Raw genomic sequence first — 16,299 nt, forward strand, 5'->3', positions numbered from 1 at the left:
CATGCTTACACCTACCCACGGAGAGAGACATGGCAGAGCGCCTAAATAATGACTTTCAGTTCCTGGATGTAGCACGCCAAGATCCAGAGAAAAAAGATCTAGTTGTCCGCAAAGCAGAATTTGTGGAAATCTATAAACCGTTTACAGCTGAAGTTGCAAAAAACCAAACACACCGCTGCTTAGGTTGCGGTAACCCGTATTGTGAATGGAAATGTCCAGTACATAACTACATTCCAAACTGGCTAAAACTGATTGCAGAAGGTCGCATTTTCCAAGCGGCAGAATTGTGTCATCAAACCAACACCTTGCCTGAAGTTTGTGGTCGTGTGTGCCCGCAAGACCGTTTATGTGAAGGCGCGTGTACGCTAAATGACGGCTTTGGTGCAGTCACCATTGGTAATGCTGAAAAATACATTAACGATACGGCTTTTGCATTGGGCTGGCGTCCAGATATGTCACACGTTAAGTGGACAGACAAGAAAGTTGCGATTATTGGTGCAGGTCCTGCTGGCCTTGGCTGTGCAGATATTCTTGTACGTAATGGTGTGAAGCCAGTTGTATTCGACAAACGTCCTGAAATTGGTGGTTTGCTGACTTTTGGTATTCCAGAATTCAAAATGGAAAAAGACGTAATGAAACGTCGCCGTGAGATTTTCTCTGGCATGGGCGTTGAATTCCGTCTAAATACCGAAATTGGTACAGATGTGACGATAGATCAGCTATTGGCTGATTACGACGCTGTATTCATGGGTATGGGAACCTATACCTACATGAAGGGCGGTTTTGCGGGTGAAGACATTGTTGGTGTGCATGATGCACTGGATTTCTTGATTGCCAATGTCAACCGTACGCAAGGTTGGGAAAAAGATCCATCTGAATACATCAGCATGGAAGGCAAAAAAGTGATTGTTCTCGGTGGTGGTGATACCGCGATGGACTGTAACCGTACCTCGATCCGTCAAGGTGCCGAATCGGTTGTTTGTGCCTACCGTCGTGACGAAGAAAACATGCCGGGTTCGCGTCGTGAAGTGAAAAATGCGCGTGAAGAAGGTGTAGATTTCCAATTTAATCGTCAGCCGATTGAAATTGTGGGTGAAAATGGCAAAGTAACGGGTGTTAAAGTTGTGACTACACAGCTTGGTGCGCCTGATAGTCGCGGTCGTCGTAGCCCTGAGCCAGTTCCAGGTTCAGAAGAAATTTTACCAGCAGATGCAGTATTGCTAGCCTTTGGTTTCCGTACCAGCCCCGCAGATTGGTTTACAACATCAAACATCAGTATGGATGGTTCAGGCCGCGTCATTGCTGCTGAACAGCAAGAATTTAAGTTCCAAACATCGAATCCGAAAATTTTTGCCGGCGGTGATATGGTACGTGGATCTGATCTTGTGGTAACCGCAATCTGGGAAGGTCGCCAAGCTGCAGAGGGTATTCTTGACTACTTAGATGTTTAAGTCATGACACGCCAGTGCTTACACTGGATTTATTCAAAAAACCCGCTTCGGCGGGTTTTTTTTGGAATTTACCTCAAATGACACGTGAATAGATTTTGCAGATAAATACACTGCAAAGTTGTCAGACAGCGCTTTAGAATGGTGAATTATGCAAATGTGCTAGCACATTTTGCCATGTGTGAAAGAGCTTAGGAATTACATACTGCGATCATGATCCAAATCTTAGGAAGCGACCATGACGCAAGTGACGACACAAAAAACATATCTAAATCGTCCGAAAGCCATTGGCATTACGGTACGTCGAGCACAATTCAATCCTAAAGCGATTCGCCGGCATTATTTTGCAAATTCACCGGTGATGTCGTATTTGTTGACGGCATTGTCATCGACCTTTCCCATTGGTGAGCAATTCTTTGTGCATAGCGTGCGCAATGTACGCGATAAAGTCAGTGATGAAAAATTACAAGCTGAGATCGCAGCATTCATTGGGCAAGAAGCGATGCATTCCAAAGCCCATGCTGAATTTAACGATGCTTGGCGCAGTGAAACCTATAATTTAGATCGTTTCCAAGCATGGCTGGCACGTAAAGACAGCTATGTAAAAAACTTACATCCAAAGATTCAGCTGGCAATTACCTGTGCATTTGAACATTTTACCGCTTTACTTGGCGGCTATATTTTAAGACATCCTGAAGTGCTCAGTACTTTAGATGATGATGCGGTGAAACTTTGGGTGTGGCATGCGATTGAAGAAATTGAGCATCGCGCGGTGGCATTCGATGTATATCAGCATGTCTACGGTGATGACAAAATACGTCGCATGATTATGCGCAGTGTGACCACAGGTTTTGCTAGTCTTACGTTTTATTCTGCAACAAAGCTATTTATGCAGGATAAGAAAAAAGTTTGCCAAAGCTGGGTGGAAATATTTTCGGGGCATATTTGCTGGCAAAAATGTTTATTCAACTGACGCCAGAATATTTGTCATATTACAAAGCAGAATTCCATCCGAGCGAAATTGATTACAGTCAGTTTGTGAAATATTGGAAAGAACGCCTTGCTGATGAATATCAAATGGAAAGTTTTCAGACTGAAATTACACCGCAATTGTATAGTTAGTTCAATATGATAAAAAAAGCCCGAGTCGTGGGCTTTTTTTAATGCTAAATATTTTTCGAGTGGATCAGTTTAATCACAAAGAAAATACATAATTCATTCGAAAAATAGGGTTAGAATGAATTTATTTAAACAATTACAAATAAATACTTGAGGTTAAGGGTTATGAATTCAATGAAAAAAAGCATGCTCGCAATCGCATTAGTCAGTACATTGACCCTCAGTGGTTGTGGCTATAACACATTACAAGTTAAAGACGAAGCCGTTACAGCAGCATGGTCTGAAGTGCAAAACCAATATCAACGCCGTGCAGATTTGGTACCTAACCTTGTCAATGTGGTTAAAGGTTACGCGAAACATGAGGAACAAGTACTGACAGAAGTGACTCAAGCACGTGCCAATGTTGCGGGCTTAAAAGTGGATAAGGAAGTTTTGGAAGATCCAGCACTGTTCCAAAAATATCAAGAAGCTCAAGCGCAGATGACCAGCGCACTTTCTCGTTTAATTGCAGTCTCGGAAAATTATCCAGACTTAAAAGCCAATGAGCAATTCCGTGATTTACAGGTACAGCTTGAAGGCACTGAAAACAGGATCGCTGTCGCACGTAATCGCTACATTACTACGGTACAAGACTTTAATGGCTATGCACGCCAGTTCCCGCAAGTGATGACGGCTAAAGTCATTGGTATGGATACAAAGCCTAACTTTAGCGCAGAGCAAAGTGCACAAACTGCACCAAAAGTTGATTTTAATTAATTGGCGTCACTGCATTGTGAGGTGGGCTGATGGTGGTTTTTGAGCTAAAACATACAGGTTTGTTGTGGCTGCAGCGCATAGTCTTAGCATGCTTATTGTGTGTGGTGGGTTTCACACATGCAGAAACTGCCACCGCTACAGATGTAGATGCTGAAACAGTTGTTGTCGGTAAAATATTAAAAGATCAGCAGTCAGCTACGCAAAAAGAAACAACAGCACAGCCTGAAATCAAAATTCAGCAGCCGAATATCGCCAATGATATGGCAGATGGCGAGTCGATTCGTGGCTTGCCGACGCTCAATGAACCTGTAGTTGATCAGGCAAACTTACTTTCCGCTGCTGAAAAGCAAGCCATTAGCCAGAAAATTTTACAGTTACACGAACAAGGCAAGGCGCAAATTGGTGTCGTGATTGTGCCAACCACAGGTCAAGAAGATATTTTTGATTATGCCATGCGTGTTGCAGAAAAATGGCAACTCGGTTCAGCAAAACGTGACAACGGGATATTGATGGCGATCGCTGTGAATGATCGTCGCATACAAATATTAACGGGTTATGGGTTAGAAGGAATCATGCCCGATATCATCGTTAGTCGCATAATTCGAAATCAAATTACACCTCATTTTAAGGAAGCCCAATATGCTCAAGGCATAGATGCTGGCTTAACGGAAATAGCACGTATTTTAAATCAAGACCCTGAAGTTGCAGCTCAAGCAGCCCAAGAGCTGAAAGAACGTCAGGAACAAGCCTTACACGAGCAACAAGCCAAAGAGAAAACGTTTACAACGGTTCTCATTATTTTGGTGATTGGTATTTTTGCATCCTTTATTGTGGGTAAGCGCTTAAGTGCGTCAACTGCAGCTGTTGCCGGGACCGTTGCGGGTTTGGTCAATGGTGCAGGTCTACTCACCAGTCTGTTGATGGGTGGGGCAATATTCTTTCTACTCATCACTGCTATTGCTCAAACCATTTTTCAAATGTTCCTTGCCGGTGGTGGGGGTGGTGGAGGCCGTAGCGGAGGTGGTGGCTTTGGTGGCGGAGGCTATAGCGGAGGCGGTGGTGGTTTTGGCGGAGGGGGAGCATCAGGTTCATGGTAACGAAAACAGAAACAACAGAAATTGTCACCTGTCCTAAAACACAGGAAATACAACAACCAAGTTTTAAACGCTGGTTGAAGCACTTCTTTTATATGCCTGCGGCAAACCGTTTTTTTAATAAGCAAGATCAGCAGGCCATTGCGCAAGCAGTCACAGCAGCAGAGCATGGACATGTAGGTGAAATACAAGTGGTGATCGAAGGGCATATTCCTTCAAACCAAGCTTATTATCAGAATACTCGTGCACGTGCTGAACAGCTCTTTGCGGAACTGGGTGTGTGGGATACGGAATTTAATAGTGGTGTTTTACTGTATTTAAACCTGTGTGAACGTCAGGTTGAAATTGTGATTGATCGCGGCATTAAAAATGCAACAGAGCAAAATATTTGGGATGGAATTTGCCAAAGGATCATTCAACACATGCAAAAAGAGATGTATAGGACTGCCATGACAGAGGGTGTAAAAGAGATCGGAAATGTCATGGATGAGTTTTATGCAGGTAAGTCTGTAGACCGTGCCAATGAACTGAGCAATACACCAATTATTTTGAGGTAATAAAGCGTAGGAAAGTGACACAAATCGTCACTTTTTTACACAAAAAGAGACATAATATTTACAAAAATAAAAATATTTTCTTAAAGTGCTGTTTTTTCTGTCAATTTTATTATAATAAATCTTGGCACGCTCTGTGCTATTTATAAAACAAGCTACATAGCTTTATTAAATAATTAAATTAAAAAACATTTGTGGAGAATGTTATGAAATCAGTTCAAAAGGGTTTTACTCTTATCGATACTCCATAAGTGTCCATATAAAATGAACAATCCATAAGTAAGTTAATATGGACATAAAAATAATAAATTTGATATGAAGAATCACTATTATCTTTTTCTACTTTTTTCAATCTCCGTTTTTACTCATGCTCAAGAACTAGACCTCATTCAATATTCAGATATTTCATCAATTCCTCAAATTGTTTTGAATCCAAAAATCCAAACAGAACTTCAAACATTGTTAAAGCATGATTATCTAAAATTTCAATCTAATTTTGACAATTACTCAGCGCCATATTTACTGAAAACAGATGAGGCGCTGTATTATGAAGGTCAGTCTGGAAGCAGTTTAGATGCTTCATCCGCGATTGTATTTAAAGATGGGCGATTGTTTGCTGCAATATATTTTTCCAATACCAAGACTTTAAAATACTTTAGCAATGATCCCAGTTGCTCAGAACAGTTACATCCTGCGATTCAAGTTTTTGCTCAGCAGCGTGAAATTCAAGGGATTGAATATGCAACAGCTAGAGCCAATACCGCTTTAAAATATAATTTTGGCCCCACTTCAAAATGTGAAACCTATTTAAAAAAAATAGAAAGATAGCTGAGCTTAAATGCTAATCTAAGATTTTAATATCATGAATTATTTATATTTTATTCACATTAATGTCATTTTTGATTTTTACCATAGAGCCTATTCTACAATGATGCTTATGAACAATGAAAAAAACACCACTAACTTTAGCTTTATTGGCTTCGACAATTTTCTTAACGGCATGTACTGATGATGGGGACAATGGTCAAAATGGATTGAATAGTTTGATTCAACAGACGCCTTTAGTACTTGGAAATGATGATTGCTGGAGTGCTGGAACACGTATTGAAAGCGGTTTGGATAAAAATCAAAATGGTGAGTTGGATGCGAATGAAATCCAGCAAAGCTCGATCCAGTGTGGTCCAAACTTATTTGCCCAAGGGGTTGCATTGCCTTACCAAAGCTTAACAAGCTTTAAGGCGAATGGAACAACTATTGCGACTGCATTTACACTTCGACAGGGTGGCTTTGGCTCTGATGTTGCTGCCCATCCTACGAACAATAAACAATTTTACGCAATCACAGATCGTGGCCCAAATGCTGACTATAATGATGGCGTGAATGGTGCTGGTAAGATTTTTCCAATGCCAGACTATGTACCTAAAATTGGGTTATTTGAGGTACAAGATGATGGCTCAATCAAACTCATCAAAACGATTTTATTAAAAGATCGTGATGGAAATAATATTAGTGGATTACCGAATACTGCTGCACTAGGTGGTACAGGCGAAACACCTTACGATATTCATGGCAAGGTCATTGCTAAAGATCCATCAAAGCCTTATGACCCAATCACGAACCCTATCAAACTTGATGATTACGGTCTCGATTCTGAAGGTTTGGCAGCATTGAATGATGGTACATTCTGGGTAAGTGATGAATATGGTCCTCACATTGTGCACTATGATGCCAATGGAAAAGAAATTGGTCGTATTAATCCTTTTGTAAATGATGTGCGCAATACCTTCACATTACCGCAAGAATTTAGTTATCGTCGTGCCAACCGTGGTATGGAAGGCTTAACTATTACACCTGACCAAAAAACATTGGTTGGGATTATGCAATCGACAATGGACTTACCGACCAAAGCTGTTAATAAATCAACCTTAACACGTATTGTGACGATCAATCTCGAAACAGGCAAAGTTGCTCAGTATCTCTATCGTCAAGAAATTGATGCTAACTCAAACTCAGCTATTATTGCGATTAATGATCATGAGTTTTTAGTACTGGAACGTGATGGCAAATTCCTTAAAGACGATCCGAATATCATGAAACATGTTTATCGTATTGATCTGAAGGATGCTACCAATTTGGAGGATATCGCAACTCAGGGCGATCTAGTACAAGATCCTAAACTTGGTTTAACGATTGCAGGTAAAACCCTCGAGCAATATTTCATCAATAACGATAAAAAATGGGAAGCATTACAAGCACTAAATATTCAACCAACAAGTAAAACATTGGTATTGGATATGGGTAAACGTGTAAGTTATGCACATGACAAAATGGAAGGTTTATGGTTGATTAACCGACAAACCCTTGGAATTGTGAATGATGATGACATGGGGCTTTGGACAACCAATGGTTTAGAGCAAAAGTATTTGGATAATGTGCGCATGCGTGTCGATACACCGACCTTATATATTGCCGATAAGTTAAATCTTTTTAACCCATAACCATAAAAAAAGCCCAAAAGCCAAAACTTTTGGGCTTCTTAAATTCAACTAATTTTTTCAGACTTAAACCACTATTAATTACCGAATGATATCAGCTAAAACATCTGCCAGCTTTTGCCCACTCTTACGATCAATTAAACGTGCTGACATACCAAATTCAGTTGGACCACTGTAATCAGCTAAAAGAGTATCTCCAATAAACAAAATGTCTTTGGCATGACATTGTAATTTATCAATTAAATATTGATAAATTTGTGACTCTGGTTTAATTGCTCCAACCTCATAACTCCAAGCATAAGCATCAAGAGAAGGTAAAAATGAAGAAACAACTTTTCCATATGGCATCGCTAAATTTGAGCATACTGCCAATCTGAATCCCAGTTTTTTTAATTCTTCCAAAGTGGATAAGGTATCTTCATACAGTCTAATAGAGCGTAACTCTTCATCTAAATCATGCTCAAGTTCTTGCAGAAATTGGTCTGGAATATTTACAGCTAATCGCTTTGTAAGCTCTGCCAAATTCAAATTGTGGGACATAATAAATTTGGCATCATCAGGTTTTGGTTGTCGCCCATTTTCTTTTAGCCATTTCATTAATTTTCTATATGGGGAACGTCTTTCCTCTATATTTACAAGTGTACCAAACACGTCAAAAATAATGACTGAAGGCTCAATATGGCTTGCTTTTATAAATAATTCCATATTTTTACAACCAATTAAATTGAATTTCACTTTTTGTTGAGATTACCATAAGAGCATTGCTATAAAAATTAAGGGAGATATTTGATATCTCCCTTTGATTATTTTATTCACTGAAATTTGCAAACATAATTTTAGGAAAATTTTTCATAAAGTGGCGTCTAACATGATTGAAGTCACTGAGATCATGTTGATTTTTTTCAAAATAATTCACCCAGGCTAAAGTCGCATCTTGGTCATTTAAGTTGGGGTTAACATTCAGAAACAAAGCTAAATCAAATGTACGGTCAATATTAAACTCTTTGATTAGTGCAACAGCAGTTGAACGAACTTCCTCTGAAACAGAGAATTTTGGAGAAAAATAGTTATTCATAGCTGAACTTCCTTAAAAAACTATATAATGAAATTTAGAACGGCTAATTTGTTTTTTAATAAAACAATATAACCTGCTGTAGGTTAAATTATCACGGTAAAAGTTATTTATCAAGTTTAATTAACCTGCTGTAGGTTAATTTTTTAATTTAAAGGTTGTTATGATTAGATGTAGGTTGTCAAATTTGATGGGTGAGCGAAAAATTTTAAAGTTAAGTGAGGTAGCTCAAGCGACTGGTATTAATCGTAATACGCTAACAAGTCTTTACTATGATCGTGCAGTACGAATTGAACTTTCAGTCGCTGATACCTTATGTGAATATTTTAATTGTAATATGCAAGATTTATTTGAATATACCAGTGAGCCTAGAAAAAGGGATGGCACTTAGTAAAATGTCATCCCTTTTTTAAAACTCAATAGGATGCTTTAAATACAATTCAGGATCATTCCAAATTTCCTGAATGTATTCTTTCGCTGCAAAGTCTCGTAGTATTCTTGCTCTTAACGTATCAAAACCATCCCAATAATCTAAATTTTTATTTGGGAGTCTATCTGCTAAATCATCAACCCAAGGAATATGATGTAATTTTTCTGCAATTGTTAAGGGATGAACTGTTCCAGTCAAAATAAGTTTAAACTGCTCTTCTGAAAGCAGATGACTATATACATTCACCTTAGATTTATAATATCGTAACAGTACTTTTGTCAATAAACAGAAATATAACAATGAGTTATATCCACCAACACCATTTACGTCACTGATATGATATGGGGGATAAAAAGTCTCAACTGCGTAATTTTCATAAATTTTAAGAATAATTAATTGCCCCGCTTCTGACAATTCTCGAATAAACTTTATTTCTTTCACTTTTGAATTATTTAAATATTCATTATTTGGATTTGAGCCTACGAGCAGTTTTATATCTTGATCTAAAAACTCATTTAAACGTATGTGCTGAATATCATAGGGAGTCTGTTTACCAAAGAGTAACCAGTTTGGATTCACTGAAGTATGTTGCGCTATTTTTTCCAATTGTCCGAAGGTGGGTTCTAATTCTGCTCTAAACCATGCTTCAGCCTCATCAGCCGTATCTTCATTGATCTCAAAAGCTAATTCAGCAATTGTAAATTCATTGAAATGATGAATTTTTTTCAGTTCACTTAATACAAAATTTAAACGTTCTGCTACCACTTTTTTTCGTTCTGTAGGTGTTCTAGCTTGCAGATAATTTTCAATAACTTTAGCTGCTTCTAGATGAATATTGTTATCCATGACAAAAGAGTCATATAAACGAGACATTATTTCGGCATGAACGGAACGCTGTTTCAACTTTGCCCCTTCATCAATTTTAGCTTTTAAATCTTCTGGAATACGCAGATTGAACTGTATCTCTTTTTTTTTCATGAAGCTCACAAATAACAAAATTTTCAAATAGTATGATTATGATGCAAAAATGGTATTGCGCATATAGTATGAAAAGCATACTATATGAAAAATAGAACATGTAGTATGCCTTTCATACTATAAATAAATTAGGAGATGATTCTATGCAAGCAACCAAACAACTGAATTTACGCTTACCTGAAGAATTAGTTTTTTGGATAAAAAATATGGCTAAGAAAAGACATCAGTCGATGAATTCTTATGTATTAACTGAACTTGAACGCATTAAAAAGGAATATAGAAATGACTTAAATTAATTATTTATTTTTAAGTTTGAGGAAAGGTCAACGATCTCAATTAATTTAGATTAAATGTACACCTAAAGGTATTTTATTAATTTGTGAGATATTAATTCATCTTTGGCAAAAAGTATAAAAGCCCATGCGGGAACATGAGCTCTTATGAATGTCTTCATTGCTGATCAGACATTTGTATTTTGATGAATAGGGGCATTTTTGTCAATCCTATCTCAAGATCACTTTTTGCCTGTTTTTTAATAAACAGGAGACTCAAAATGAGCACTAAACTTAAAAATGGTCAGTCACGCTACCAATCAAAAGCCAAAGTCGTGACCATTAAAAAATTTCAGTTATTGACGTTGGTTAAGACAACTGATCGTTTAAATGATGCAGCGTTTGAAAAACATGGTGATGCTTACCTTGAATTCCCTGTGATTATCCAGGGAGATGGCAACCCTTCTGAAATTTTTAATCTGTATTTGCTGAAAAAATTACAGCAAACAGTACAGTATGATTTTAAAACCTTTGCATCTATTGCACATCAGCTTGTTGATTTTCAGCGCTTTTTAGAAGATGAACAGCTGGACTGTTTGAAATTTCATAAATTAAAACAGTTGAATGCGATTTTTCAATATCGTACTCGTCTGATTGAGCAAGCGAATGCAGGTCTAATCTCGGCCAATTCTGCAAGTCATCGAATTAATGCGGTGGTGAATTTTTATCGCTTTCTTGTCACAGAAGATTTGGTTGATCATCAGCGCTACGGTTTACCCTTTCAAGATGTATACAAATATATTGCGGTAGATAATGAATTTGGCGCACGTAGAAAAATGGCAATTAAGTCGCATGATCTTGCGATTCATGTTCCAGCCAAAGCACCGAATTCTGAAGCGATTGCGGATGATGGTGAATTAAGCCCACTCAGTGTTGAATCGCAAACGGTCATATTAAAAGGACTACTAAAATCATCACGAGAATATCAGTTGATGTTCTATCTTGCCTTATTCACGGGTGCCCGCTTACAAACGATTTGTACTTTACGAATCAAAAATTTACTTAATTGTAAGCCTGATAGTCAGGGTTTTATCCGTCTACCTATTGGGTCGGGTACAGGCATTGATACCAAATTTCAAAAGCCGATGACGCTACTCATCCCGAATTGGTTGGCACAAGATCTTAAAATTTATATTAATAGCCCACAAGCGCAACAGCGTAGACAGAAGTCTAGCTATGCTGACTCGGATGAAAACTATGTGTTTCTCACTAAGCTTGGCACACCTTTCTACACCAGCAAAGCTGAACAGCAAGAACTGATCGATAAGATCAAAGCCTCTGATTCGTTTGGGGCGAGGCTTAAACTATATGAAGGTGAAGCGGTGCGTAGTTATTTAAAAGTCGTGCTATTACCCGAGATTCGTTTGATTGATCCGCAATTTCCAAGCTTTAAATTCCATGACTTACGTGCCAGTTTTGGGATGAATCTATTGGAAAGCCAGTTACAGCATTTACCCGAAGGGCATACGGCTATGACAGCAGTCGAATATGTGCAAGCTAGGATGGGGCATCGCAATATTAGTACGACTTTGCAGTATTTGAACTATAAATCACGCTTGCAATGGCGCAATAAAATTCAGCATGAGTATGAGTCTAGCTTGATGAAATACGTACAGTCCTCTGTGAATTTAGCAGGAGATTTGTCATGAATTTCATTCGTACTCCATTGTTTGTACATATCACTGATACTCATAAGCAGATTACTGAGCATGAGCATCTCATACTTGTGCTCAAAGATAAAACAGCCTCATTTTCTTTTAAAACTTTAGATATGGGTACATTCTTTTTTGCTAAAAGAGCATGTTCTTCCGGTGTATCCGACCATGAGCTTGTTGCTTCTTTTGATGAAAAAAGACGCTATTTTTTAAAATGTTTCACTGATTATTTACTACAAATGGATGGATCGGATCTATCAAAAGGGTTGTTCTATTCCATTATCAAAATATTTTTGGACTGGATTGATCAGCAAAAGAAAGTTTTTGATTTATCCAATAAGGACAGCATGATCGATGCCTATCGTCGTTACAGCAAATATTTAGTTGATCGCACTTTGCTTGCAGATACTGATGACGATAACTTGGCTGCACATACCGCAAAGCAGTATCAGCGTTATGTTGCAAAACTGATCGCATATGTATTTGATTGTCATGAAATTGATATTGCTAGTCAAGCAATGCAAGTACAGTCGCAGCGTTATGATGTTCCTGTTTTACCGATTGCACAGGAGGATCATCAAAAGACGTATGCGACTTTGTTGAATGTATTTTCGGAAATCCATCGTATCGTTGTACAGGCGGGTAACTTTCCCGCACACTTTCAATCCGTGGATCAGGAAGAGTTCTATTTTTATTCAGGCTTTCATCATCAAACTGAAAAACAATATATTCAGTTTGATATGCACAGCTATTTGTCTAAATATTCAACTATTCCCGATTTCTCAAAAATGTTGGTGGATTTCGGGCTTGCTGAGGATAGTGAATATCGAAAGCGTTTACGTGAAAATCGTAATCAAGCGATCCGTAAGCTTGAAGAGCGTAATAAAGACCAACGACACATTGAGCGAGAGCGGCTTGCCTCCTATGGTCTTTGCATCGGCATGTTGTTGTTTATCGCAAAAACGGGAGCTAATTTAGACACAGCTCAGCAGTTACAGCTGGATACGATGGAAATCTTGCCCTCAACTCAGGGACGTAGATTCTCTGGTACAAAAAGCCGTGCTGGCGGGAAAGAAGTTCGGCCCGAATTTGGGGTGACGTTTGAACCTGTTTTTAGACAAATTTTAGAACTTCGAGCATGGTATATCCAAGATGAAACTTGTGATTTTGTCTTTCCGCAACGTAACGAAATTCAAAGGCTTGCATCGATTGGGGCTGCTAAGTTGCAATTACTCAGAAGTTTTTTACAACGCATTTTTCCTCAAATGGTCTGGATTACTCCGCAACAGTGGCGTAAGCATAAAAGCGGCCAAACTGTTGAGTTAAGTGATGGAGATCTACTGCTTGAAGCAGAAGTTATGGGTCACTCACTTGATACAGCAAGAAATAATTATGCACGTACGTCATTTAAAGATGCAGCTCAGCAAATTTCACAGTTCTTTAATGAGCTGAGAGAGGTTGCTGTCGCACAAACACGAACGCTTGAACGAATTTCGGTGCAAACGCTAGATGAGCCTGTTGATGTTCAAACCTTACCTGTCGGTGCATGTGTGACAGCAACGCCTCAGCCTGAAAAAGCACGTGGTTTTACCGCACAAGCTCCAACCCCAAACTGTCAGCAATTTGAGCATTGTTTATTTTGCCAACACTATGCAGTCCATGCCGATGATACGGATGTGCGTAAGCTTTTATCACTGAAAAGTCTACTTGCTTATGTCAAACAAAAAGCCACGGATTTGATCAAATGGGAACAGCAGTTCGGTGTTGTACTACACCGAATTGACGAAGTGCTTAATGATTTATCAAACACTTATGAAAATCTACATGACCGTATTTTTTCAATTCAAGAAGAAGTGGAAAGCGGTGATTTAGATGCCTATTGGCTCAATCATTTTGAATTATTACTTGATTTGGGGTGGATCGCATGAGTTCATTTAATTCGTATTTATATGCCAGTGGCGTTGCTGAGCAGTTTTTACCCGATGAATATCGGTTGCAGAATCATCAACTGATTGTTCCAGCCTCTTTTGTATTGTCTCGAATGAAAAGTGGTGCAACATTATCGGTTTATGCAGACAATGTTTGGGATCTTTCACCCTATTTACCGAAGTGCCACTGTCGCCTGAATTTTGATAGCTGGCTTGAAAATGCAGGAGAGAACGACTTTCTCTTCTGTCAAATACGTGCAGAAATGAAAAAAATCATCTTTGCGTTATTGTACGTTAAAACGGGTAAGTCGATCATTAAAAGTATTAAGCAGCGTCATCTTGCATTGCGTCAGTTTGCACGACTTGCATACAAGAATGGTTGTACGTTACAGCAGTTATTTGCTGATGGCGCTTATCTATCGAAAGTTAATGATGCTTATGCTGGCGTGAGTTATTCAACGGCCTTGTGCATCAAAGCATTTTTAACCGATTGTTTTACGCTACAACAGCAGTATCCCTCATTGATCCCTGCTTTTAGTACCTATCAACCGATTGAGCATTTAGCGAAGTTAGCAGCTCAACTCAGGTTACGATCAGGTAAAATCGGTCCGCGAACCAAAGTTGTTCCTCCAAGGCTTTATATGGCTTTAATTAATGCTTTAGCTGATAAATTGAATGAGTTTAATCAAAATGCACCTGCCTTATTGCAATGGTTTCAACGTACTCAGCAGGATGCCAATTTTGCTCTGATGCCTGTTGAGTTTAAACGTGCTAAACGTGCAATAAGTTTCAACGATGCACATGATTTGCTGGGGTTAACTCAGCTTTTTGAAAATCATCAGATTAAGAAGCATCCAAATCTGACCCGTTATATCACGATAATTCAAGGCATGGCCAAACTTTGGATTCATCTATTTACGGGTATGCGGGACAACGAAGTCAATCAACTGTCTTATGACTGCTATCAAACGGTTAAGAGCAATGAGCATCTTGTGCATGTACTGATGGGCTATACCTCCAAGTTACATGGTGGTGGTAATAAATCCACCTATTGGATCAGCTTTGAAGATATTCAAATCGGGGTGAATGCTGCACAAAGCATTGGTGAGATTTATGCTTTGCTCAGTCCACATTACGATTTTTCTAATCCTCGTGAATATCCCTTATTTCCAACAAGATATTTACCAAAACCTCGGCATAAAAATAATCAAAATATTGAGCATAAAACGGATTTTATTTCTAATTATGAAGGTGCGCCGACTCGCACAGAGACTAATTTTAATAACTATCGTCAGCATCTTCTAGAAAAGTTGGGAGATGAACTACGAATCACTGAAAGCGATATAGCTGAGTTAGAAGCATTTGATGGATTCCGTAACTGGCGTGAAGAGAAAGATTGTCAGATTGGAGCATATTGGAATATTTGTACTCATCAATTTAGGCGTTCTTTGGCAGTGTACGGTGCTCGTTCAGGTGTAATAGGTTTGGGGGCTTTGTCGGTTCAATATAAGCATTTAACCGAAGCGATGACACTGTATTATCGCGAAAATTCGGTATTTGCACCAAATATTTTAGTGAGTGACAGTCAAAAAGAGTTTATTCAAGAACTGGAATATCAGCGCTTGGTACATTCTTATGCGCAATTTGAAGAGGGTGTAATTAATAGTGCTGGCCGTTTACTTGGTGGGGCAGGAACTTATTTGCAGCTACAAAAAGACCGCGAGCAATTACTCACAGTATTTCCAAACCGTGATGAAACCATTAAGCGTATGAAAAAGGGTGAAATTGCCTATAAGCCTAGCTTGTTTGGCGCATGTACCAACCCTGATTCTTGCGAAAAAATTTCATTTACGGCTATTACCAGCTGTTTGAGTTGTGCCCATGCTGTATTTGATGCAGAGAGTGCGGAAAAGATGCAAAAAGCGGTTCATCGACTACAACGGCTGCGAGATATGCAAGTACAGAACAGTCTGCTATACGAGCAAATGGACAGTGATATTTTGGCTTTAAACAAAATGATTCAAAAAATTAAAACGATTAATATTGAGGTGTAAAATATGAGTGCACTTAATGATTATTACGCTGCTTTAGAGCGATTAAAAGCCAACAAACCGATTGTTCTACCGAAAGGCTCTGCCATTAATAACGATACGGTTGCAATGGAGGCTGGACGTAAACGAGGCTCGATTAAAAAGAGCCGTCATGCAGCATTAATTGAGGCAATTGAGCAAGCTGCACAGGCAGCAGGGCAAAATGTTCTTTCGCCTGCCCAGCAAATTGAGCAAGCGAAAACTAAGACCAAAGCGGTGAAAAGTGATTATGAGCAGCTGAAAGAAGATTATGAAAAACTGCTGGAAAAGTGCAATTCGCTGTTGCTGGAAAATTTTGAGTTGAGGCAAAGTGTCCGAACTTTATAATTGAGATAGCCACTAAGTTTG

Annotated in this window: 15 protein-coding genes and 1 pseudogene; 13 read left to right on the forward strand and 3 right to left on the reverse strand. The window is 38.7% G+C overall.

The window, feature by feature from the left end; genetic code table 11:
* Positions 1–29: 29 nt before the first annotated feature.
* From FTU83_RS03430 to FTU83_RS03460, 7 genes and pseudogenes are all read left to right on the forward strand, one after another.
* Entirely contained in the window at positions 30–1,451 is a 1,422-nt protein-coding gene (locus FTU83_RS03430) for an FAD-dependent oxidoreductase (protein WP_180105680.1), read from the forward strand.
* 235 nt (positions 1,452–1,686) lie between these two features.
* Positions 1,687–2,570, forward strand: a pseudogene (locus FTU83_RS03435) (metal-dependent hydrolase).
* A 162-nt stretch (positions 2,571–2,732) separates the two neighbouring features.
* Positions 2,733–3,323 (forward strand): LemA family protein, encoded by a 591-nt coding sequence (locus FTU83_RS03440; protein ID WP_078189372.1) that lies wholly within the window; start codon positions 2,733–2,735, stop codon positions 3,321–3,323.
* A gap of 29 nt (positions 3,324–3,352) precedes the next feature.
* Complete coding sequence (locus FTU83_RS03445) at positions 3,353–4,420, forward strand: YgcG family protein (RefSeq protein WP_180077109.1); 1,068 nt, start codon at positions 3,353–3,355, stop codon at positions 4,418–4,420.
* Positions 4,414–4,974 (forward strand): TPM domain-containing protein, encoded by a 561-nt coding sequence (locus FTU83_RS03450; protein WP_180077108.1) that lies wholly within the window; start codon positions 4,414–4,416, stop codon positions 4,972–4,974. The genes FTU83_RS03445 and FTU83_RS03450 overlap by 7 nt, the downstream gene beginning before the upstream one ends.
* A 312-nt stretch (positions 4,975–5,286) precedes the next feature.
* Complete coding sequence (locus FTU83_RS03455) at positions 5,287–5,799, forward strand: hypothetical protein (protein WP_180105679.1); 513 nt, start codon at positions 5,287–5,289, stop codon at positions 5,797–5,799.
* A 116-nt stretch (positions 5,800–5,915) separates the two neighbouring features.
* On the forward strand, positions 5,916–7,469 hold the full coding sequence (locus tag FTU83_RS03460; RefSeq protein WP_180105678.1) for an esterase-like activity of phytase family protein: 1,554 nt from the start codon (positions 5,916–5,918) through the stop codon (positions 7,467–7,469).
* Positions 7,470–7,547: 78 nt separating this feature from the next.
* On the opposite strand, the gene FTU83_RS03465 is transcribed toward FTU83_RS03460, so the two are convergent.
* Positions 7,548–8,171, reverse strand: coding sequence for an HAD family hydrolase (locus tag FTU83_RS03465; protein ID WP_180105677.1), 624 nt, complete (start codon positions 8,169–8,171; stop codon positions 7,548–7,550).
* A 103-nt stretch (positions 8,172–8,274) separates the two neighbouring features.
* Positions 8,275–8,541: a hypothetical protein gene (locus FTU83_RS03470; protein WP_004281168.1), complete on the reverse strand. Its 267-nt coding sequence runs from the start codon at positions 8,539–8,541 to the stop codon at positions 8,275–8,277.
* Positions 8,542–8,701: 160 nt separating this feature from the next.
* On the opposite strand from FTU83_RS03470, the gene FTU83_RS03475 reads away from it, so the two are divergent.
* Entirely contained in the window at positions 8,702–8,929 is a 228-nt protein-coding gene (locus tag FTU83_RS03475) for a helix-turn-helix transcriptional regulator (protein WP_180105676.1), read from the forward strand.
* An 18-nt stretch (positions 8,930–8,947) separates the two neighbouring features.
* Here FTU83_RS03475 and FTU83_RS03480 read toward each other — a convergent pair whose 3' ends face one another.
* The gene (locus FTU83_RS03480; protein ID WP_180105675.1) at positions 8,948–9,946 is read right to left on the reverse strand and encodes an Arc family DNA-binding protein; all 999 of its coding nucleotides are present in this window, start codon (positions 9,944–9,946) and stop codon (positions 8,948–8,950) included.
* 143 nt (positions 9,947–10,089) lie between these two features.
* On the opposite strand from FTU83_RS03480, the gene FTU83_RS03485 reads away from it, so the two are divergent.
* From FTU83_RS03485 to FTU83_RS03505, 5 genes are all read left to right on the forward strand, one after another.
* Positions 10,090–10,242 carry an Arc family DNA-binding protein gene (locus FTU83_RS03485; protein ID WP_005018094.1) on the forward strand — a complete coding sequence of 51 codons (153 nt, stop codon included), beginning with the start codon at positions 10,090–10,092 and terminating at the stop codon, positions 10,240–10,242.
* Positions 10,243–10,499: 257 nt separating this feature from the next.
* Positions 10,500–11,927 carry a site-specific integrase gene (locus tag FTU83_RS03490; protein ID WP_180105674.1) on the forward strand — a complete coding sequence of 476 codons (1,428 nt, stop codon included), beginning with the start codon at positions 10,500–10,502 and terminating at the stop codon, positions 11,925–11,927.
* Positions 11,924–13,861: a hypothetical protein gene (locus tag FTU83_RS03495; RefSeq protein WP_180105673.1), complete on the forward strand. Its 1,938-nt coding sequence runs from the start codon at positions 11,924–11,926 to the stop codon at positions 13,859–13,861. Before FTU83_RS03490 ends, FTU83_RS03495 begins: the two co-directional genes overlap by 4 nt.
* On the forward strand, positions 13,858–15,915 hold the full coding sequence (locus tag FTU83_RS03500) for a hypothetical protein (protein ID WP_180105672.1): 2,058 nt from the start codon (positions 13,858–13,860) through the stop codon (positions 15,913–15,915). The genes FTU83_RS03495 and FTU83_RS03500 overlap by 4 nt, the downstream gene beginning before the upstream one ends.
* A gap of 3 nt (positions 15,916–15,918) precedes the next feature.
* On the forward strand, positions 15,919–16,278 hold the full coding sequence (locus tag FTU83_RS03505) for a hypothetical protein (RefSeq protein ID WP_180105671.1): 360 nt from the start codon (positions 15,919–15,921) through the stop codon (positions 16,276–16,278).
* Positions 16,279–16,299 lie beyond the last annotated feature (21 nt).

This window comes from Acinetobacter sp. YH12152 (genome assembly GCF_013418285.1).
Lineage (GTDB): Bacteria > Pseudomonadota > Gammaproteobacteria > Pseudomonadales > Moraxellaceae > Acinetobacter > Acinetobacter amyesii.

Coding starts and splice junctions, on each gene's coding strand:
- FTU83_RS03475 (WP_180105676.1), top strand. CDS start 8,702: ATGATTAGATGTAGGTTGTCAAATTTGATGGGTGAGCGAAAAATTTTA.
- FTU83_RS03485 (WP_005018094.1), top strand. CDS start 10,090: ATGCAAGCAACCAAACAACTGAATTTACGCTTACCTGAAGAATTAGTT.
- FTU83_RS03450 (WP_180077108.1), top strand. CDS start 4,414: ATGGTAACGAAAACAGAAACAACAGAAATTGTCACCTGTCCTAAAACA.
- FTU83_RS03505 (WP_180105671.1), top strand. CDS start 15,919: ATGAGTGCACTTAATGATTATTACGCTGCTTTAGAGCGATTAAAAGCC.
- FTU83_RS03465 (WP_180105677.1), bottom strand. CDS start 8,171: ATGGAATTATTTATAAAAGCAAGCCATATTGAGCCTTCAGTCATTATT.
- FTU83_RS03455 (WP_180105679.1), top strand. CDS start 5,287: ATGAAGAATCACTATTATCTTTTTCTACTTTTTTCAATCTCCGTTTTT.
- FTU83_RS03480 (WP_180105675.1), bottom strand. CDS start 9,946: ATGAAAAAAAAAGAGATACAGTTCAATCTGCGTATTCCAGAAGATTTA.
- FTU83_RS03430 (WP_180105680.1), top strand. CDS start 30: ATGGCAGAGCGCCTAAATAATGACTTTCAGTTCCTGGATGTAGCACGC.
- FTU83_RS03445 (WP_180077109.1), top strand. CDS start 3,353: ATGGTGGTTTTTGAGCTAAAACATACAGGTTTGTTGTGGCTGCAGCGC.
- FTU83_RS03495 (WP_180105673.1), top strand. CDS start 11,924: ATGAATTTCATTCGTACTCCATTGTTTGTACATATCACTGATACTCAT.
- FTU83_RS03500 (WP_180105672.1), top strand. CDS start 13,858: ATGAGTTCATTTAATTCGTATTTATATGCCAGTGGCGTTGCTGAGCAG.
- FTU83_RS03440 (WP_078189372.1), top strand. CDS start 2,733: ATGAATTCAATGAAAAAAAGCATGCTCGCAATCGCATTAGTCAGTACA.
- FTU83_RS03460 (WP_180105678.1), top strand. CDS start 5,916: ATGAAAAAAACACCACTAACTTTAGCTTTATTGGCTTCGACAATTTTC.
- FTU83_RS03490 (WP_180105674.1), top strand. CDS start 10,500: ATGAGCACTAAACTTAAAAATGGTCAGTCACGCTACCAATCAAAAGCC.
- FTU83_RS03470 (WP_004281168.1), bottom strand. CDS start 8,541: ATGAATAACTATTTTTCTCCAAAATTCTCTGTTTCAGAGGAAGTTCGT.